Consider the following 18469-nt stretch of genomic DNA (forward strand, 5'->3'; position numbering starts at 1 on the left):
GCGCCTCGGTTCGTTCGGTCGGTGCCGTTTACTTCACGTCGACGTAGTCACCGGCGGCGCTGACGGCCGGGGTGGTCGTGGTGCCCGCGAAGCTGAAGCGGTAGTAACCGTCCGCCGTCGCCTTGACCGTGGTCTTCAGCGTGCCGGTGGTGCTGGTCTTGATGGTCTTCAGGGTGGTGTAGGTGGTGGAGCTCTTCTTGCGGTACTGGAGCTTCACCGACTGGGTCGAGTAGCCCGCGTACTTGTTGGTCTCCCAGTTGGCGCGGGAGAGCTTGCCGGTGACCGTGACGGTCTTGCCCTTGACGACCGGCTCGGGGGCGGCGTTGACGGTGAGCTGCGAGTAGCGCTGGACGTTGGTGGCCGCCAGGCCGCCCTGGTCGGCGTAGCCGAGCAGTTCCGTGCCGTCGGCGGAGATGGACTCCGCGAGGGCGCCCACGTGCCAGGCGCCGGCGTCCGAGTTCAACAGCTCCCCGTAGGCGGGGTAGATGTCGATGTCGCCCTTGCAGGTGGCGACGGTCGCCGAGGTGTTCGTGCAGGTCGCCGGTTCGTCGCCGAACAACATGTTGACCGGCTCGTCGTACGAGCCCTTGTAGATGTAGGCGCCCGTCAGCAGGGTGTCCGACGTGAAGTCGAGGTCCGCGGCGTGGGTCACCTTGTACGTGACGGTGGTCGCGACGTGGTTCGTCGTGCCGACCTTGACCGCGGAGGCGATCTTCAGGCCGGAGAAGGTGGCGTCGAGGACGACCGGGTCCGCGGTCTCGGCGGCGAACGTGCTGGCGGCGGAGCGGTTCGCAGCGGCCGGGGTGCTCTCGGCCTGCTTGACCTTCGCGACCTGGTCGGCCCAGGACGGACCGGAGCCGCCGGCGGCCTGGGCCGCCGGTACAACGAGGGCGGACAGAGCCAGGGCGCCCGAAACGGCGGCCACGGTGGCGCGTACGCGCATGGATCCCCCAGTGGAGAAAGGGCCCCGGCGGCGGTCGTACCTGACGGCTCGTGCGGCCGCGGGGGCTCAAGTGATCACAGAGTCTGTCTGACTCGAATGATCAGATGCGTTTTCGCGGCCATTGGTTGTACTGAACGTGTCACTTTCGTGCACGAAATATGGATGTCTCGTACACGAAAGAGTCACCTTCAGTCGAACCAGCGGTCCCGGCCCAGTTCCTCCGTGCGCGACGGGTCCTCCAGGAGGGCCGCCACCTCGAAGCGGCGCGGCCACTGCCGGGCGGCCCACGCCAGTCCCGCCGCGACGCCCTCCAGGGTCGACGCGTGCAGCACGCCGTCGCGGGTGCGGCGCCAGTCGAGTTCCACGCCGTCGACGACCAGTTCGTCGTGCTCGACGTACGTCGCCGGTGTGCCGGGGCCGAGCAGCAGCCGCACCGGCTCCGGCACCTCGTGCTCGGTGCCCCGCGAGGTGACCTCGCCGGTGACGGACTCGCTCAGCCGCCGCACCTGGAACAGCTCGGCCAGCTCGGCCGCCCGCGCGGGCCGTACGGGCAGCAGCGGGACGCCCGCCGTGAACGGCAGCAGGTCCGGGGAGTCGACGACGACCGCGTCCGCCGCGTCCACCACCTCGACCCGGCCGTCCACGACCGCCCGCAACTCGTCCGGCAGGGTGACCTGTTCGGGGTCGAGGTCGGCCAGCGCGCCGTACAGGGCGTGCAGTTGGGCGGACGTCACCTCGCGGTCGGGGTCGGCGAGGCGGTCCAGGAGTTCGGCCGCGCCGCCGGGCTCGTCGAGCAGGGCGGCCACCGACGTGCGCACCCCCAGCGCCCGCAGGACCTGCTCGTCGTCGAAACCGGTGGCGTCGGCCTCGTCGTACAGACCGCGCAGCAGCGGGTCGCCGCCCGCGGCGAGCAGGCCGGCCGGGCGGCGGCCGTCGAGCACCGGGTGGCCGCGCAGCCACCACGCGGTGTAGGGGCGGACGGTCTCGTGGGTGCCGTCGGGCAGCAGCACCCGCACCGGCTGCGTGATCGCGTCCCGCAGCGGCGGCCGCGCGAGGAGCGCGAGCGCCTCCGGCCAGCGGTCGTCGTCGACCAGGTCCAGGTCGCGCACGGCGACCAGCTCGGTGGCGACGGGCGGCACCGGCGACTCGGGGAAGCGGTCGAGGACGTCCTCGCTCCACACGTCGACCGCGTCCAGCAGGCCCGGGTCGTCCGGCTCGGGGAAGTCGCTCTCGCGGGGCTCCAGTTCGTCCGGGTCGAGGACCACGTCGGCGGCCCGGACCAGGGCGAAGCCCGCGAGCACGCCGCAGGCGGCCAGCGGCTGCTCGCCCCACCTCTCGGCCAACTCGTCGTCCACGTAGGGCAGTTCCCCGTCGCGCAGGACGGCCGCGAAGGCGCTGCCCGGCAGGACGAGTTCACCGGCGGGAGCGAGCTCGCCGTCCTCGTCGGTCAGCGCGAGGGCGCCGAGCCAGGGCTCGTCACCGGGTTCCAGACCGGCGTCGCGCACCAACGCCAGTACGGTGTCCGCCAGTTCCTCCGCGTCGGGCGCGTCCTCGTCCCAGACCGCGCCGCCCTCGTCGTCGAGGGACGCGGCGACGGCCGCGCGCACCTGCGGGGTGGTCAGCACCGCGCGCGGGGTGGCGGGCAGCGCGCCGAGCTTTTCGAGCAGCGGGTGCACGGCGTCCGGGTGGGCGACCTTCAGCCCGAGCCGGGCCAGCACCTCGGGAGCCACCCGGGTGGTGTCCGCCGTGGGCAGCAGCACCTGGCGGGGCCCGATCGTCGTGCGGCCACCGGCACCCGGGCCCTGCCCGTCACCGCCGGCCAGCGGCACCGGAAGGCCGGACAGCCGGTCGGGGTCGACCCCGGCGAGACTGTCGTAGAGCCGCCACCACCAGCCGGGGTCCTTGTCCAGGCCGGCCAGCCGGTCGATCGCGTCGGTCAGCGGGACGCGCGCGACGCCCACCGCGCGCAGTTCCGCGCGCCGTTCGAGCCCGGCGGGCAGCAGTGTGGGCAGCACCTCCGCGAGGACCCGCACGGTCGCGGCGCCCGCGCCCTCGACCACCTCGGCGTCGCGCGGGCGCAGCGTCTCGGGGAACTCGGCCCCGGCGAGGCCGTGTTCGTCGGGGGCGTCCGCCGCGGTGCCGGCCGCTGCGGCCCCCGCCGGGGCGGGTTCGGCCGCGGGCGGCAGGAACGCGGTGCGCGGCAGCCGCTCCAGGACGGCGTGGCGCAGCGCCCCGTCGAGGGCGCCGCCGCCGAGCGGCCCCGGCACCAGGTCGATGATGCCGGTGCCCACCGGCCGCCAGGCGGCGAGGAGTTCGGCGTACGTGTCGGCGGCGCGCTCCACCAGGAAGTCGGTGAGCGGGCCGGGCGCCACGTGGCGGCGGGTGCTGTCCAGCGGGAACGAGGCGATGAGCAGGGCGGGCAGGCCCAGCGGTTCGTCGCTGGGCGTCGGCGCGTGCACGACGGGTTCGGTGCGCGGCCGTTCCGGGGCACCGTCGGCGGCGGCCACGGGCACGGCCCACGTCACCGACCAGTGGGGGCGCAGGCGTTCCTCGACCGGGCGGTCGGCGAGCAGACCGGCGGTGAGCGCTCCGGCCGCGGTCGCGGTGCGCCAACGGGTCGTGCCGTCACGGGAGTCGGTGACGACGGTCAGTCCGTCCGCGTGCTCGCGGCGCAGCGTGCGCTCGCCGGCGTCGGTCTCCACCACGACCTCGTCGAGGCCGGGCAGCGCGAGCAGCAGGTCGTCGCCCACCGACTCCAGCAGGGCGGCGGCGAGTTCACCGGCCGCCGCGTCCCGCAGCGGCAGGATCACGGCGGTGTCGTATCCGTCGGGGGCGGTGCCCTCCGCCGCGAACGGGAGCCGCAGCAGCGGGACATGACCGTCCCGGCGGCGGATCTCCTCCCCCAGGCCCTCGCTCCCGTCCGCCGCCCGTGCGGCCAGGTCGCGGGCCTCGGCGAGGGACCACCGCACGCCACCGTGCCGGCCGACCACGGCGGGTTCGTCGGTCACCGCGAGGACGGCCGCGAACCCGACACCGAAGCGGCCGACCGAGGGGGCGTCGGCCTGCGCGGTGTCCCGTTTGGCGGACGCCCGGAGGGTGGACAGCGACTCGGCGCCCGCGGCGTCCAGCGGGGCACCCGTGTTGGCGGCGACGAGGACGCCCTCGCGCAGCGTGAGCCGGAACCGTCCGGGCACGGCGGCGCGGGCGGCCGCGTCGGCGGCGTTCTGCGCGAGCTCCACGACGAGCCGGTCGCGGTAGCCGCCGAGAACCAGCTCCTCCTCGGCGTTGGCGTCCTCGCGGAAGCGGGCGGGGCTGGTGGCCCAGGCGTCCAGGACACCGCGGCGCAGGCGTCGCGTCCCGAACGGGTCCGCGTCCCCGGCGGCCGGCCGCACGAACTTGCTCACGTTGACTCTCCCTCTCGGCGTGACGACGAAGGTACCGCGCCCCTGAGGGGTCAAAACTCCGGGAACGGGCGGGGCCCCGGGCGGGCAGCCGGGCGCGACCGCGCCACCGCGCGGGGCGTCGTGGCCGTACGGGGACGGGAGGGAGGACCCTCCCGGGGGGAGAGCGCGGGCACGGCCCGCCGACCGGAGCAACCGGCGCGGCCCCGGCGGGAACCGGAGGCCCCGGAGAGCCCAGGCCGGCAGCCGCCCGGCGCGCGACCGCGACCGCCGTGCGACCGCCGTGCGACCGCCGTCGCGCTACGGGCGCCGCGGCTCCGCGGCCGGGTCGTCCGCCGCCGTCCGCGGGTCGGAACCGGAGTCCGCGACCGGGCCCAGCGGGAACGGGTCCACCAGCGTCTCGTCGATCACCGGCGCCGACGGCTGCGGCGGCCTCGGCATCACGGCCGCCTCCGAGTGCCCGCCGCAGCCGTACGCGACGGACACGACCCGGCCGTCGGCCGGTGAGAACTCGTTCGCGCAGACGCCGAAGGCCTGGCCGAGCGAGCCGCCGATCGGCATGAGGAACCCACAGCTCACGCAGGGCGCGGGCGCGGCCTGCGCCATGGGTGTCTTCGGTCCGAACGCCTCTTCCCAGCGGTCGGCGGCGACGTGCAGCCCGTAGCGGGACAGAACGCGGGCGCGCCGCATGCCCAGTTCGTCCGCGACCGAGGCGATGGAACCGCGGGCGGGCACGGTGGTCAGGCTCGCCGGCGTCCCGGCGGCCAGCTCGGCGTCCTCCACGTCGGCCAGCTCGGTGAGCTCGCCGGTGATCGCGGAGTTCGGCGGCGGCTCGTCCTCGCCGGACCACCCGGGCTCCAGGCGCAGGTCCTCGGCGTCGGTGGGCAGCAGGTCGCCGGGGCCCATGTCGCCGGGGCGCAGCCGCTCGCTCCACGGCACCCACTCGGGCGCCAGCACGGCGTCCGGTCCGGGCAGCAGGACCGCCTCGTCCAGGGTGACGTTCTTCGCGCGGGAGGCGCGGGCGACGGTGACGGCCCAGCGCCAGCCGCGGTACCCGAGTTCCCGGCACTCGAAGTAGTGCGTGACAACCCGGTCGCCCTCGGAGACCAGCCCCGTGTGGTCGCCGACGACGCCGGGCGCCGCCACCTCGTCGGCTGCGGCACGGGCGAGGTCGACCGCCTCGGCGCACAGGCGGTCGGGGGTGCGGCTTCGCGTTGTCGCTGCGCTCACAGGTATCGCTTCTCTCCTACGCCGTCCACGGGTGCGCCGGCTTCCGGCGGGGGTGCGGACGGAGCGGCTCTGGATACCGCCGTGCCCTGCGGGGCACGGGGTGGGGCCGCGTCGACGTCCGCGCCCGATCGCGCTCGGGCGCACCTACGTCATCCATTCTGCGGGATGACCGTCAGGCGCGCGGCCGAGAACGTTCGCCACGGCGCGCTACGCACGCTACCTTCTCCCGCCGCCCGGTCCCACACCGACGGCCGGTTCCGCACCGCGCGGCGGATCACGGAACGGTCGCGCCGAGGCCCCGCGGCGGCCCCGGGACCGGGCTCCGCGGCGTCGCGGCAGGTGCGCGCAAACAGTTTCGAAAACCTCACGCGGCCCGTCGCGCCCCGCCGGTTTCACCGCCGGACGCGCCCTCCGGTCCACGGACGGACCGCCCCCGGCCGCCCGGCACGGCCCTCCCGCTGACCGGATTCCGACGGTCCAGGACAGGCGCACGGACCACCGCGCCCCGGCCGCGCCCGCCGCCGGACCCCGCCCGCGCGGCCCCGGCCCGCACTCCCCCTGCCCGTGCCCCGTGCCCGTGTCTCCCGCCCCGTCCGGCACGCGCCCGCGTGCGACGCGCCCGCCGGGCCGCCGCGTTCGCACCGGAGCGCCCGCACGCCCTCCGTCCGCGCCCGGCCGCCCCGGGCCGCTCCTGCCCCGTTCCGGTGCCCCGTGCGGCCCGTCCGGGCCCGTACGGCGGCATTCCGCGGGGAATACCGGATCCATCCCGGCGCAGTACGAGCGTTGCCGGCACTACGTACGCCCGAGTCGGGGCACTATGACGTAATGGCAACCGCACGGAGCCCCGAGGGTGCCACCGGAATCGGTGGGGCCAAAGGGACCAAGGGGAGCAGCGGGACCAGTGGTTCGGGCCGTGTCCGCGGGCCCGTCCGCTCGATCGGCCATGCCCTCGGGCTGCCCGTGACCGGCGCGGGCCGCGGGATCCGCAAGGTGACCGGCGCGCACGGCGCGGGCGAGTCCGGCCTCGGCAAGCTGATCGAGCTGCACGCCGTGAACGGCGCGGGCGACGTCATGATCACCGTAGCGCTCGCGTCCACCGTCTTCTTCTCCGTGCCGACCGACGAGGCCCGGGGCCGCGTCGCGCTCTACCTGGCCATCACCATGGCCCCGTTCACGGTCCTCGCCCCCGTCATCGGCCCCCTGCTGGACCGCCTCCCGCACGGCCGCCGCGCCGCGATGTCCGGGGCGATGCTCGCCCGCGCGCTGCTCGCGCTGCTGCTCGCCGGGGCGGTCGCCGACGGCAGCCTGGAGCTGTACCCGGCGGCGCTCTGCGTCCTCGTGGCGTCGAAGGCGTACGGCGTGGTCAGAAGCGCCGTGGTGCCGCGGCTGCTGCCACCGGGCTTCTCCCTGGTGAAGGCCAACTCCCGGGTCACCCTGGGCGGGCTGCTCGCCACGGGTGTGGCCGCACCGATCGGCGCGGGGCTCCAGTGGATCGGCCCGCGCTGGCCGCTGTACGGCGCCTTCGTGATCTTCATCGCGGGCACCTTCCTGTCGTTCTCGCTGCCGCGCAAGGTCGACTCCGCCAAGGGCGAGGACACCGCGCTGCTCGCCTCCGACGAGGCGCACCTGCACGGCCCGCACCTCAAGCCGCCCCGGCGGCCCGGCCTGCGCACGGTCGGCACGGCCGTCACGCACGCGCTGGGCGCGAACGCGGCGCTGCGCTGCCTGTCCGGGTTCCTGACCTTCTTCCTCGCCTTCCTGCTGCGCGAGCACCCCCTCACCGGCGAGAGCGCCGCCCTCTCGCTGGGCATCGTGGCCGTCTCGGCGGGCGTGGGCAACGCGCTGGGCACCGCGATGGGGGCCTGGCTGAAGTCCCGGGCGCCGGAGCTGATCATCGTCACCGTGGTGGCGGTGGTGCTGGCCGCGGCGATCGTCTCGGCGGTGTTCTTCGGCGCGCTCCTCGTGGCGTGCCTGACGGCGGTGGCGGGCTGTTCGCAGGCGCTCGCCAAGCTGTCGCTCGACGCGCTGATCCAGCGGGACGTGCCCGAGCAGGTCCGCACGTCGGCGTTCGCGCGCTCCGAGACGATGCTCCAGATGTCGTGGGTGCTGGGCGGCGCGGTCGGGATCGTGCTGCCGCTCAACGGCGTGCTCGGCCTCTCCATCGGCGCGGCGATCGTCGCGATCGGCTGGCTGAGCACCGTCCGCGGTCTGCTCGGCACCGCGCACCACGGCGGCGGCTCGCGCGGGCGGGTGGCCTGATCCGGCCGCCTGCGGGGACACCCCGCGACCGTGCGCGGACGGCGCGCGCACGGCCCCCGCGCCGCACCCCGGGCCACGCCCGGCGCACGCGAACGCCCGTGTCCCCGCCCCCTCGCCGCACGGACGAGTGGCCCCATCCGGCCCACTTCGCCCCCGATCCGGCCGCACCGGACGTGATCACGACGAATCGGCCCAACCGCGCGGCACGTCGCACCCCCACATGGGGAGAGGACCCGACGTGCCCGATAGCCTTCGCCCATGACCACGATGCAATCCGTTGTGCGACGCCGCCGCGCCGTCGCCGCCGCCGGCGCCGTTTCCGCCGGACTGCTCGTTCTGACGTCCTGCGACAAGCCGACCCCGCTCGCCACGATCACCGTCGGCGACCGCTCGGTCAGCTCCGAAGCCTCCTGCTACAACGACAACGGCGACGCCCTGACCACCGCCGCGCTGACGGCGTGCCTCCGGGACACGGACATCAAGTCGATCACGGTCGACACGGACGACACCGTGCGCTTCGGCGTCGACCCCGACATCGCCGACAAGAGCTGGACGATCCTGATGAACGGTCAGCAGCTCACCGACGTCAGCACGAAGACCTACCGCACGGTTCCGGGCAGCGTGTTCTTCAACGCCCAGTACGGCGCCACCGGCAACTCCACGACCGTCTCCATCAAGGAGGGTGACAAGACCGTCACGGGTCTGTGGAACTTCAAGCTGAAGAAGGACTCCTGATCGCTTGACCTCCGACACCGCCGCCGGGCCCCGCGTACTGCTGGTCACCGCCGTCCCCGCCGAACGGGACGCGGTGGCAAGGGCGTTCGCGGGCCCGGCGTCGTCGTCGGCAGGGGCACCGGGTCCGTCCCCGCGTGAGGTGCGCCTGCCCGGCGGAACGCTCCTGCACCGCCTCGCGCCCTCCGCGCCGGGCGCGCCCGCCGCGGACCTGCTCGCCACCGGCGTCGGGCCCGCCCTCGCCGCCGCGTCCACCGCGACCGCGCTGACGGCCGCCGCCCTCGAAGGCGCCCCCTACGGTCTCGTCGTCTGCGCGGGCATCGCCGGCGGTTTCGTCCCGCACGCGCCCGTGGGCAGCCTCGTCGTCGCCGACGAGATCACCGTCGCCGATCTCGGCGCCGACACTCCGGACGGATTCGTCCCGGTGACCGGACTCGGCTTCGGCACCGTCACGCACCGTCCGCCGGACGCGCTCGTGCGCGCGGCCACCGCCGCCACCGGGGCGCCCGCGGGCACGGTCCTCACCGTGTCCACCGTCACCGGCGGCGCCGACCGCGCCGCCGAGCTGCGCGCCCGTCACCCCCGCGCCCTGGCCGAGGCCATGGAGGGGTTCGGCGTCGCCGAGGCCGCCGCCGCGCACGGGGTACCCGTGCTGGAGATCCGCGCGGTCTCCAACGCCGTCGGCCCGCGCGACCGCGCCGCGTGGCGCATCGGCGACGCTCTCGCGGCCCTGACCGAGGGCTTCGGGAAGCTCGCGCCCGTACTGGAGAGTTGGAAAGAAGCATGAGCCCCCACCACACCCCCGAGACCTCGACGAGCACCGCCGCCGGCACGCTGCGCATCGCGTACTCGCCGTGCCCCAACGACACGTTCGTCTTCGACGCCCTCGCCCACGGCCGCGTCGACGGCGCCCCCGCGCTCGACGTCACCTTCGCGGACATCGACATCACCAACGGCATGGCGCAGCGCGGCGAACTGGACGTGCTGAAGGTGTCGTACGCCGTCCTCCCGCACGTCCTCGACGAGTACGCGCTGCTGCCCTGCGGCGGCGCGCTGGGCCGGGGCTGCGGGCCGCTGGTGCTGACCCGCGACGCGGACGCCGCCGGCCTGACCGGCCGCACGGTCGCCGTGCCGAGCGAACTGTCCACCGCTTACCTGCTGTTCCGGCTGTGGGCCGCGGACGAGGTGCCGGGCGGGGTCGGCGAGATCGTCGTCATGCCGTTCCACGAGATCATGCCCGCCGTACGGGACGGGAAGGTCGACGCCGGGCTCGTCATCCACGAGGCGCGCTTCACGTACCAGAACTACGGCCTGCACAAGCTGGCCGACATGGGCGAGTACTGGGAGCGCACCACCGGACTGCCCATCCCGCTCGGCGCGATCGTCGCCAAGCGGTCGCTGGGCACCGCCACGCTGGAACTGCTCGCCGACTCCGTGCGCCGCTCGGTGCGCGCCGCGTGGGACGAGCCCGAGCTGTCCCGCCCGTACGTCATGGAGCACGCCCAGGAGATGGACCCGTCCGTCGCCGACCAGCACATCGGGCTCTACGTCAACGAGTTCACCGCCGACCTCGGCGAGGACGGCCATGCCGCGATCCGGGGCCTGCTGACCCGCGCCGCGGCCGAGGGCCTCGTCCCCGCCCTGGCGCCGGAGGCACTCGCCTTCCCCTGAGCCCGCTTCCGCCGGGCCCGGTCGGCTCGTCCTTCCGGGCCCGTCAGACGTCGAGCTGGTCCGCGACCGCGCGCAGCAGTCCGGCGATCTGCTTGCCGGCGGCCTTGTCCGGGTAGCGCCCCTTTTCGAGGACCGGGGTGATGTTCTCCAGGACGGTCGTCAAGTCCTGGACGATGGACGCGAGTTCGTCCGGCTTCCGCCGTTGGGCCGCCGCGACCGACGGCGCCGGTTCCAGCAGCGTCACCGAGAGTGCCTGGTCTCCGCGCTGTCCGGCGACGACGCCGAACTCCACGCGCTGACCGGGTTTGAGCACGTCGACTCCGTCGGGCAGGACCGAGGAATGGACGAAGACGTCGTCGCCGTCGTCACGAGAGAGGAAGCCGAAGCCCTTCTCAGCGTTGAACCACTTCACCTTGCCGGTTGGCACGTGTGTCCTCGTCCTCGTACTCGTCGGGATAACTGCGGCATGAACCGCGGCACTTCAGCACCGCGGGACTTCGGCACTTCGGAACTCCAGTACTCCGGGAAGTCCTTGAGAGCACTGGGGCGGGCCGTCAGGACCCGCCGGTGTCCAGGCTAATGGTCACCCGGCGCGTGACAAGACGTCGCCGGGTTGTTCCTCCGGGCAGGGAACTACCCTGGTGGAGTGCGTGACAAAACCCAAACGAATTCCGCCGCCGCCGGTGACAGCCTGATCCGCGCCGGGGCCATTGTCTTCTTCGTCGGCGCCCTGGCCACACTCGTCACCGTGGCCCCGCTCTTCTTCGACACGAGGCCTTTTCCCACCTACGCCTACGGCCTCTGCATGCTGATGGGTGTCGGCTTCCTCGTCGCCGCCGCCGGTGTCCTGCGCTCGGTCGCCGCCGGCCGCCGCGAGGCCCGCGCGGCGATGCGGGGGACCGCGTCCTAGCGCGGCGCGTCAGGGCCGCGTGACGGACGGCGGCGCGGAGGGGGAGGCCGCCGGCCCCGGGCAGCCCTGCTCGACGTGGCGCGCGAGCCACTGCGGGAACGCGGTCAGGTCGGGGAGGACCACGTCCGCGCCCGCCGCCCGCAGCTCCTCGGCGTCGCACGGGCCGGTGGTCAGCGCCACCGACACGGCACCGGCAGCCAGCGCGCCCCGCACGTCGCCCACGTGGTCGCCGACGTACACGCCCGCGCCGTGCTCCCGCAGCGCCCGCGCCTTGCCCTCGGCCCACAGGTCGCCGACGACCGCGTCCGGCTCGATGCCGAGGTGCTCCAGGTGCAGCTTCGCGTTGGGTTCGTACTTCGCGGTGACGACGACGGTCCGCCCGCCCGCGGCACGCACCGCGGCGACCGCCTCACGGGCGCCGGCCATCGCCGGGGTCGCGGCGACGGCGAACTCCGGGTACATCGCGCGGTACAGCACGGCCACCTCGTCCACCTGGTCCGCCGGGAACCAGTTGACCAGCTCCTCCGTGAGCGGCGGCCCGAGCCGGGTGACCGCGAGATCGGCGTCCACGTACACGCCCGTCCGCTCGGACAGCGCCAGGTAGCAGGCGCGGATGCCGGGGCGGGAGTCGATGAGGGTCATGTCGAGGTCGAAACCGACGGTCGGGGCTCCGGAGGAACCGTGTGCCGTCGTGGAGGCCGCAGAAGTCATATGAACCATTGTGCCGACCGGGGGCGGGAAGCCGGGGGCCGGGGAGCCGGGGGCGGGCCGGGCCGCGCGCCCCTTTGCGGGCCCGCCCGCCGCTACCGCGTGCGCTGCGAGCGCCAGACCACGTACAGCGCCGACAGGACGGCGGCCGCGCGGACCACCCACGGCCACGTCTCCGAGACGGCGTCCCCCATCTGGCCCTGCGCGACGAGCGTGCCCCAGCGGCCCTCGCTGCGGCCCCACAGCCACACGATCCCGCCCGCGACCGCGAGCCCCGGCATGCCGACGACCGCCCACTTCGACTCGGTCGCCGTCAGCCGCCGCGAGCCGTACGCGACGAGCCAGCCGAGCGCCAGGACGAACCAGTTGCCGAGCACCGCGCCCACGACGAGCGCCCCCGCGGCGAGCAGCAGGAGCGGGTTGCTCCAGCCGGTCCCGGTACCGGCACCGGCGGCGCGCACGGGCAGCAGCCGGCGCACGAGGCGGCGCTTCACGGGGGCCGCCTCGACGGGACCGGGCGCCGCCGCCTTCGCGGCCGGGTCCGTCCCCGTGCCCTGCGCGGGGACGGCGGGCCGCTCGGGCTCCTTGGGGGGCGGGGGCTTGAGGAGTTCGGGGATCTCGATCCCGCCGACGAACCCCGGCACCTGGTCCCCGAGACCGAACGGCGAGCTGTCGACCCGCCACCAGTCGGGCTGCGCGGCCGGGTCGCCCATCTCGTGCTCGGCCGCGAGGTGCGGCGGCGACGGGGCGTCGGGCACCGCCGGAGCGGCGGGTTCGGTGCGCGGCCTCGGGCGCGGGACGACCCGGCGCAGCCCCTTCGGCCGGCCGCCGTCGTCGTCCTCGTCGCCCCGGTCGCGCTGCAACGGCACGGACGCGGTGGACTCCCGCCGGACGTCCCCGGTGGCGCCCGCCGCGGTGACGACGTCGTCGGGGCTGCCCAACCGGTCGAGGATGCGGCGCACGGCGGCCGGGGTGTCGGCGGTCCCGCCGGCGCGACGCCGGTCGATCTCCTCGCGCAACCCGGCCACCAGACGCATCCGGGCGCCCGACGGCAACTGCCGCTGGTGCGCCACGTCGCCGACGCGGCTCAGATACTCGTAGACGACCTGGTCGCTCTCGATACCCACGAAGTCCCCTCCGGGGCGGCCCTGTTGACGTCCCCGCGGAACGACCGTACCGCGTATCCGACATCTCCCGTGTTCACCCCGGACGCCCGCCGCACGACGGCGCTCCCGCGCCGGGGACCGAGGACGGGCACCGGTACGGGGAACCGGGCGCCGCCTCGGGGCCCGTACGGGTACGGACGTGCCGGACACCGGGGCGCACGCGCGGACCCGTGCCGCCCGTCGCCGGCGGAGCGCCCGCCTCCGCGCCTCGGGCGGACACCCGGCCGCACTCCCGCGTGTTCGGTACCGCGCCGGCGCGCACGGCGTGCGAACCGCCCGGCTCCGCGGCGGCGAACAGCGCCCCGGCACGGGCGGGAGCCCGGGAAGCGGGCCGACCCGGGGCCCCCGGGGGCTGTGGCGGCGGCCCGGCTGTCGGGCCCACCCGCTACCGTGGGCCGGATGAGCAGCGATGAGCAACCGGCGGCACCCCGTTCTCTCGCGGAGGCGCTGCGCGCACAGGACGACGCCTTCCTCGCGGCGCTCCTGCGCGGCCGCCCCGACCTCATCACCCCCTTGCCGGGCGACCTCACGCAACTCGCCACGCGCGCGGGCACCCGCGCCTCGGTGGTGCGGGCCCTGGAACGCCTCGACCGGTTCGCGCTGCAGACCGCGGAGGCCCTGGCCGTCGCCGGGGAACCGGCCACCTACGCCGAACTCCTCGTCCTGATGGCCGGCGACGAGCGCGACCCGGCGGTCGTCGACGCGCTGCCCCGCGCCGTGGCGACCCTGCGCGCGCAGGCGCTGGTCTGGGGCGGCGACAGCCGGCTGCGCCTGGTGCGCACCGCGCGCGAACTGCTGTCCCCGTCGCCGCAGCACCCCTCCCCGACGGGGCTCGGACCGACGGTCCAGGAGGCCGCCGCGGGCATGTCGCCGGGCCGCATCCAGACGATCGTGGCGACCGCGGGCCTGCGGTCGACACCGGACGGCGTGTCGGCGGTGGCCGCCCTCACCGCCCTGTTCTCGGACCGCGAGCGGATGTCCGAGCTGCTGGCGGGGCTGCCGTACGACTCCCTGGACGTGCTGGACCGCCTGGTGTGGGGCCCGCCGTACGGCCAGGTCACCCACGACCCCGCCCCGCGGCTGCGGCTGCTCCTGGACCGCGGGCTGCTGCTGCCGACGGCGCCCGGCACCGTCGTACTGCCCCGCGAGGTCGCCCTGCACCTGCGCGGCGGCCGGGCGCACCGCACGCCCGAGCCGGTGCCGCCGCCGGTGGAGGCGGCCGGGGTGCACGCGCCGCAGACCGCCGACGCGACGGCGGCCGGGCAGGCGTACCTCGCGCTGGCGACCGTGGAGGAACTGCTCCAGCACTGGGACGAGGGCGGCCCCGCGGTCCTGCGGGCCGGCGGGCTGAGCGTGCGGGACCTCAAGCGCACCGCGAACGCACTGGACGTGCCGGAGCCGGAAGCCGCCTTCTGGATCGAACTCGCCTACGCCGCAGGACTGCTGGCGTCCGACGGCGAGGCGGACGAACGGTACGCGGCGACCCCGGAGTACGACGTCTGGCGCGAACTGCCCGCCCCGCAGCGGTGGGCGCAGCTCGCCGAGGCATGGCTGACCGGCACCCGCACGCCCGGTCTGATCGGCGGCCGGGACGCCAAGGACCGCGCGCTGACCGCGCTGGGGCCGGGGCTCGACCGCTCGTCGGCGGCCGAGGTCCGCCACCGCGTGCTCACGCTGCTGGCCCGGCTGCCCGCGGGCGTCGCGCCGGCCGTGGAGTCGCTGCTCGCCCGGCTGCGCTGGGAGCGCTCCTCGCGCGGCCCGCAGCAGGAGGGCGACCTGCGCGAACGGCTCGCCCGCTGGACCCTCGCCGAGGCCGAACGGCTCGGCGTCACCGGCCGGGGCGCGCTCGGCGCACCCGGCCGCGCCCTGATCGGCGAGCCGCTCGGGCCGCCCGCCCCGGAGGAGCCCGCCGCAGACGCGGACGGCGTCCCCGCAGGTCCCGGCGACAAACTGCCCGTGCGTCACCGGCCGCCCGCCGAGGCGCAGCCGCTGACCCCGGCCGAACAGGCCGCCGCCGCCGAGGAGGCGGCCCGCGTCCTCGCCCCGCTGATGCCCGAGCCGGTGGACCACGTCCTGCTCCAGGCCGACCTGACCGCCGTGGCCCCCGGCCCGCTGGAGCGACCGCTCGCGGACCTGCTGGGCGTGCTCGCCGACGTCGAGTCGAAGGGCGGCGCGACGGTGTACCGGTTCACACCGGGCTCGGTGCGCCGCGCCCTGGACTCCGGCCGCACCGCGTCCGACCTCCAGTCGCTGCTGGCCGCCCACTCCCGCACCCCGGTGCCGCAGCCGCTGGCCTACCTGATCGACGACGTCGCCCGCAAGCACGGCCATCTGCGGATCGGTACGGCGACCGCGTACGTGCGCAGCGACGACGACGCGCTGCTGGACGAGATCCTCGCCGACCGCCGCTCCGAGGGTCTGCGCCTGCGCCGCCTCGCCCCGACGGTCGCCGCCACCCAGGTCACCCCGGCCGTCCTGCTGGAGGGACTGCGGGCGATGGGGCACGCACCGGCGGCCGAGTCCCCGGACGGCGACGTCCTGATCGCCCGCACCGACTCCCACCGCACTCCCCCGCGCACCCCGCCGGAGCCCGTCCCCGAGGGCCCGCCGCTGCCCGACGCCACGTTGCTCGGGGCGGCGGTCCGCGCCATCCGCGCGGGCGACGAGGCGGCCACCACGCCGCGTCCCCCGGCCCCGCAGCCCCAGGCGGAGGGCGACCTGCCGCGCACCAGCCCGGCGGAGACCCTGGCCTCGGTCCAGGCCGCGGTCCTGACCGGGGAGTCGCTGTGGCTGGGTTACGTCAACGCCGAGGGCACCGCGAGCCGACGCGTCGTCGCGCCCATCCGCGTCGAGGGCGGCTACGTGACGGCGTACGACCACACGGCGGACGAGGTGCGCAAGTTCTCGCTGCACCGGGTGACCGGGGTCGCGGACCTGCCGGAGGAGTGACGCGGCGCCGAACGCCGCGAGGGGGCGGGGCCTTGACGGCCCCGCCCCCCTCGCGTGAGGTGGTCGGTGGTGCGGTGGACGGCGGTCCGGCGAGCGGCGGCCCGGCGGTCAGGCCCGGGTGTCGCCGCTGCGCCGGGCGGCGAGCCAGGCACCGGGGCCCCGCCGGGCGGTGGGCTCGGTGTCCGCGGTCGCGCCGGTCGTGGCCCGCGTTTCCTTGGTGCGCGTCTCCGTGGCGGTGGTGCCGGTCCCGGCGGCGCTCCCGCCCCCGGTGGCGCGGCGCCACAGCGGGGCACGGGTGGCGGTGTCCGCGGGAGTGTCCGCCGCGGCCTTCCTGGTCGACGTGGTGGTCGTCGTGGTCGTGGCGGTGTCGGCGGCCCCGGTGCGCGAGCCGCGCCGCAGCGCGCCCGGCAGGCGGCGTCCGCCGTCCGTCCCCTCGACGTCCCTCCCGTCCGCGTCCGTCGCGTCGTCGGCCACGGCGGGCGGCGCGGTCCGGGCGGCGCGCCGGGCCCGCGGCTCGTGGCGCACGTGGGCGAACTTGCGGCCCAGCAGCACGTATCCGATGAACGCGCCGGCCACGTTCATGATCACGTCGTCGATGTCGAAGGCGCGGCCCTCGATCACGGCGCCCTGCGCCAGTTCGATGACGACCATGACGAACGTCGCGATGGCGAGCACCCGCAGCATCCGCATCCGGCGCGGCACGAGCACCGGCATCAGCACGCCGAACGGCACACCGATCAGCAGGTTCCCGCCGACCTGCTTGCAGGCGCCGAGGAACGTGTAGTCCTCGGCGTACTGCCGCAGCGACCTGCCGGGATGCATGTTGGAGTGCGCGATGCCCGCGGACGCCTCCGACGGGGTCAGCGTCAGCTTGGCGAGCACCACCGAGAACGCCACCAGCGCGACGAACGCCGCTGTGACCGCTATCCACTTGACGAGCGTGCGTCCCCAGGAGGGCCGGCCCGCCTCCACCTCTGATGTCATGCCGTGCCGATACCCCGTTCAACGCCCTTCACCGCGGCGGTTGTTGTGCGCCGGCTTTTCGAGCCGGCCCGAACAGGGCCCGCCGGGCGGGAAACGGCCTGCGCCAACACGCCCCGCCCGCCCGGAGGACGGCACCCCGACGTGCGGTTACCGGATGGGACGGCGGCCGGTCCGCCGGGTCCAGCGCACCGCGACGATGGCCAGCGCCGCGACGAAGACCACGATCCCGATGACCAACAGGTAGCCCAACCCGTTCGCGGTCACGCCGATGAGTCCCAGCACGACGGCAATCAGGACGAGGAACAGGAAGAGAGCCATGGCACGAACACCTCCTTCAGGTCGAGCGACGATGTTCAGCGACGGGCGAGCTTGCGCTCACCGTTGGCGCCGGGCTGGTACTCCAGCTCGTAGTACTTGAAGATCTCCGCCTCCGCCTCCGCGGGCAGGACGTCGTCCAGGCCCACCGAAGGGGCCTTCTTCACAAGGGACTTGGCGAAGGGGACCTTGACGTAGTCGGGGCCGAGAATCGCCTCGGCGATGGGAACGAAGGTGAGTTGCTGGCGGGTGGGAAGTCCGTTGCGGACCGTCGCCATGGCCGGTTCGTCGGTGACGGTGTCCACGTAGACGGCTTCGAGAACACCGATCTTGTGACCGTCCGCGTCGACGACATTGCAGTTGCGCCACTCGCGGACGTTGGCTGCGCGGATCATGCTCTGCCTCCTGAGCCGTATGTCCAGGTCGGGTTCCCCTGCCTGCGCCCCTGACACCGCCGGGGGCCGACGACAGGAACACGGTCTCCGCTTCGCCCCGTTCGCCACCACAACACCCCATGTGCACCAGTGGTGTTCCGGCCGAGGCGCCGAAGGGGCCGGGCACGACACGGCCGCCACTTGCTAACTTCTTCACCGGAGCGAACACCGGGCAGGACAACACCGGGCAGGACAGCGGCGGGAACGGGGAGCGGTCACCCATGGCATGGGACGAGTGGGAACAGCTCAAGACGCAGGCGCAGGCGCAGGCGGGCACGGGGACGCCGGCCGGAACACAGATCGACCAGCTCGCCCCGGACCCGGGAGGCGGCGCACCCCTGCCGTCGTCCACTGGCGACCTCAAGGTCAGCCAGCACGACCTGACGGAGATCGGCAGCCGCGCCCACACCCTCTACGACCACCTCTGGGACCGCGCCCGCCTCGACAACACGAGCATCGACTCCGCCGCGAACGACCTGACCGCACAGGGCTTCGCGCTCGGGGCGGGGCTCACCCACGTGTCGGTCCGCTGGGACCAGCAGCTCAAGTCCCTGCTCGACGCGTGCGCGCAGATCTCGAACCACATGCAGGTCACCAAGAAGATCCACGCCGGTGACGAGGCCTACATCCAGCGGGAGATGAGCAGCATCGCGACGCTGGACGACGGCTTCGACGAACGGGTGGGCGCGCCGGGCGGGAAGAACCCCGTCTACTACCCGGACAAGAACAAGAAGAAGACCGGGTAGGCCGCGCCGGCCGACGCGAGA

The 18469-nt window shown here is 75.0% G+C and carries 16 protein-coding genes; 7 read left to right on the forward strand and 9 right to left on the reverse strand.

The features are described from left to right. Nucleotides 1-28: 28 nt before the first annotated feature. The 3 genes from ACFZA0_RS13235 to ACFZA0_RS13245 all read right to left on the reverse strand — a co-directional run bounded on the left by ACFZA0_RS13235 (nt 29) and on the right by ACFZA0_RS13245 (nt 5574). Complete coding sequence (locus tag ACFZA0_RS13235) at nt 29-943, reverse strand: hypothetical protein (RefSeq protein WP_391014949.1); 915 nt, start codon at nt 941-943, stop codon at nt 29-31. 188 nt (nt 944-1131) lie between these two features. Then, nucleotides 1132-4347: a sacsin N-terminal ATP-binding-like domain-containing protein gene (locus ACFZA0_RS13240; protein ID WP_391014951.1), complete on the reverse strand. Its 3216-nt coding sequence runs from the start codon at nt 4345-4347 to the stop codon at nt 1132-1134. 297 nt (nt 4348-4644) lie between these two features. Then, on the reverse strand, nt 4645-5574 hold the full coding sequence (locus ACFZA0_RS13245) for a DUF3027 domain-containing protein (protein ID WP_391014953.1): 930 nt from the start codon (nt 5572-5574) through the stop codon (nt 4645-4647). 825 nt (nt 5575-6399) lie between these two features. Here ACFZA0_RS13245 and ACFZA0_RS13250 point away from each other — a divergent pair. From ACFZA0_RS13250 to ACFZA0_RS13265, 4 genes are all read left to right on the forward strand, one after another. Then, nucleotides 6400-7833: an MFS transporter gene (locus tag ACFZA0_RS13250; protein WP_391014954.1), complete on the forward strand. Its 1434-nt coding sequence runs from the start codon at nt 6400-6402 to the stop codon at nt 7831-7833. A 258-nt stretch (nt 7834-8091) separates the two neighbouring features. Beyond that, nucleotides 8092-8568, forward strand: coding sequence for a DUF2771 domain-containing protein (locus tag ACFZA0_RS13255; RefSeq protein WP_391014955.1), 477 nt, complete (start codon nt 8092-8094; stop codon nt 8566-8568). Nucleotides 8569-8608: 40 nt separating this feature from the next. Further along, a complete protein-coding gene (locus tag ACFZA0_RS13260; protein ID WP_391015369.1) occupies nt 8609-9352 on the forward strand; it encodes a futalosine hydrolase in 744 nt (247 codons plus the stop codon). After that, nucleotides 9349-10236 carry an MqnA/MqnD/SBP family protein gene (locus ACFZA0_RS13265; RefSeq protein ID WP_391014957.1) on the forward strand — a complete coding sequence of 296 codons (888 nt, stop codon included), beginning with the start codon at nt 9349-9351 and terminating at the stop codon, nt 10234-10236. Before ACFZA0_RS13260 ends, ACFZA0_RS13265 begins: the two co-directional genes overlap by 4 nt. A gap of 43 nt (nt 10237-10279) precedes the next feature. Here the strand turns inward: ACFZA0_RS13265 and ACFZA0_RS13270 are convergent, their stop codons facing one another. Then, the gene (locus ACFZA0_RS13270; protein WP_391014960.1) at nt 10280-10663 is read right to left on the reverse strand and encodes a cold shock domain-containing protein; all 384 of its coding nucleotides are present in this window, start codon (nt 10661-10663) and stop codon (nt 10280-10282) included. Between the two features lie 219 nt (nt 10664-10882). Here ACFZA0_RS13270 and ACFZA0_RS13275 point away from each other — a divergent pair, with 219 nt between their 5' ends. After that, nucleotides 10883-11146, forward strand: a complete 264-nt coding sequence (locus ACFZA0_RS13275; protein ID WP_391014962.1) for a hypothetical protein — start codon at nt 10883-10885, stop codon at nt 11144-11146. Between the two features lie 9 nt (nt 11147-11155). Here the strand turns inward: ACFZA0_RS13275 and ACFZA0_RS13280 are convergent, their stop codons facing one another. Next, on the reverse strand, nt 11156-11857 hold the full coding sequence (locus ACFZA0_RS13280; protein ID WP_391014965.1) for a haloacid dehalogenase-like hydrolase: 702 nt from the start codon (nt 11855-11857) through the stop codon (nt 11156-11158). Between the two features lie 92 nt (nt 11858-11949). Further along, on the reverse strand, nt 11950-12981 hold the full coding sequence (locus tag ACFZA0_RS13285) for an HAAS signaling domain-containing protein (protein WP_391014968.1): 1032 nt from the start codon (nt 12979-12981) through the stop codon (nt 11950-11952). A gap of 438 nt (nt 12982-13419) precedes the next feature. On the opposite strand from ACFZA0_RS13285, the gene ACFZA0_RS13290 reads away from it, so the two are divergent. After that, a complete protein-coding gene (locus tag ACFZA0_RS13290) occupies nt 13420-15969 on the forward strand; it encodes a helicase-associated domain-containing protein (RefSeq protein ID WP_391014971.1) in 2550 nt (849 codons plus the stop codon). A gap of 108 nt (nt 15970-16077) precedes the next feature. Here ACFZA0_RS13290 and ACFZA0_RS13295 read toward each other — a convergent pair whose 3' ends face one another. The 3 genes from ACFZA0_RS13295 to ACFZA0_RS13305 all read right to left on the reverse strand — a co-directional run bounded on the left by ACFZA0_RS13295 (nt 16078) and on the right by ACFZA0_RS13305 (nt 17663). Next, nucleotides 16078-16953: a VanZ family protein gene (locus tag ACFZA0_RS13295; RefSeq protein ID WP_391014972.1), complete on the reverse strand. Its 876-nt coding sequence runs from the start codon at nt 16951-16953 to the stop codon at nt 16078-16080. Between the two features lie 147 nt (nt 16954-17100). After that, nucleotides 17101-17271, reverse strand: a complete 171-nt coding sequence (locus ACFZA0_RS13300) for a hypothetical protein (RefSeq protein WP_391014975.1) — start codon at nt 17269-17271, stop codon at nt 17101-17103. 35 nt (nt 17272-17306) lie between these two features. Beyond that, entirely contained in the window at nt 17307-17663 is a 357-nt protein-coding gene (locus tag ACFZA0_RS13305; RefSeq protein ID WP_391014978.1) for a PRC-barrel domain-containing protein, read from the reverse strand. A 260-nt stretch (nt 17664-17923) separates the two neighbouring features. Here ACFZA0_RS13305 and ACFZA0_RS13310 point away from each other — a divergent pair, with 260 nt between their 5' ends. Further along, entirely contained in the window at nt 17924-18448 is a 525-nt protein-coding gene (locus tag ACFZA0_RS13310) for a hypothetical protein (protein ID WP_391014981.1), read from the forward strand. The last annotated feature ends 21 nt before the right edge of the window (nt 18449-18469 follow it).

Origin of the sequence: Streptomyces sp. NPDC008150, from assembly GCF_042956945.1 — a bacterium.
Taxonomy (GTDB): domain Bacteria; phylum Actinomycetota; class Actinomycetes; order Streptomycetales; family Streptomycetaceae; genus Streptomyces.

What these genes read in the sequence shown, in the direction of transcription:
- ACFZA0_RS13290 (WP_391014971.1), top strand. Translation starts at nt 13,420, where the DNA reads ATGAGCAGCGATGAGCAACCGGCGGCACCCCGTTCTCTCGCGGAGGCG.
- ACFZA0_RS13295 (WP_391014972.1), bottom strand. Translation starts at nt 16,953, where the DNA reads ATGACATCAGAGGTGGAGGCGGGCCGGCCCTCCTGGGGACGCACGCTC.
- ACFZA0_RS13280 (WP_391014965.1), bottom strand. Translation starts at nt 11,857, where the DNA reads ATGACTTCTGCGGCCTCCACGACGGCACACGGTTCCTCCGGAGCCCCG.
- ACFZA0_RS13265 (WP_391014957.1), top strand. Translation starts at nt 9,349, where the DNA reads ATGAGCCCCCACCACACCCCCGAGACCTCGACGAGCACCGCCGCCGGC.
- ACFZA0_RS13250 (WP_391014954.1), top strand. Translation starts at nt 6,400, where the DNA reads ATGGCAACCGCACGGAGCCCCGAGGGTGCCACCGGAATCGGTGGGGCC.
- ACFZA0_RS13235 (WP_391014949.1), bottom strand. Translation starts at nt 943, where the DNA reads ATGCGCGTACGCGCCACCGTGGCCGCCGTTTCGGGCGCCCTGGCTCTG.
- ACFZA0_RS13305 (WP_391014978.1), bottom strand. Translation starts at nt 17,663, where the DNA reads ATGATCCGCGCAGCCAACGTCCGCGAGTGGCGCAACTGCAATGTCGTC.
- ACFZA0_RS13310 (WP_391014981.1), top strand. Translation starts at nt 17,924, where the DNA reads ATGGCATGGGACGAGTGGGAACAGCTCAAGACGCAGGCGCAGGCGCAG.
- ACFZA0_RS13255 (WP_391014955.1), top strand. Translation starts at nt 8,092, where the DNA reads ATGACCACGATGCAATCCGTTGTGCGACGCCGCCGCGCCGTCGCCGCC.
- ACFZA0_RS13300 (WP_391014975.1), bottom strand. Translation starts at nt 17,271, where the DNA reads ATGGCTCTCTTCCTGTTCCTCGTCCTGATTGCCGTCGTGCTGGGACTC.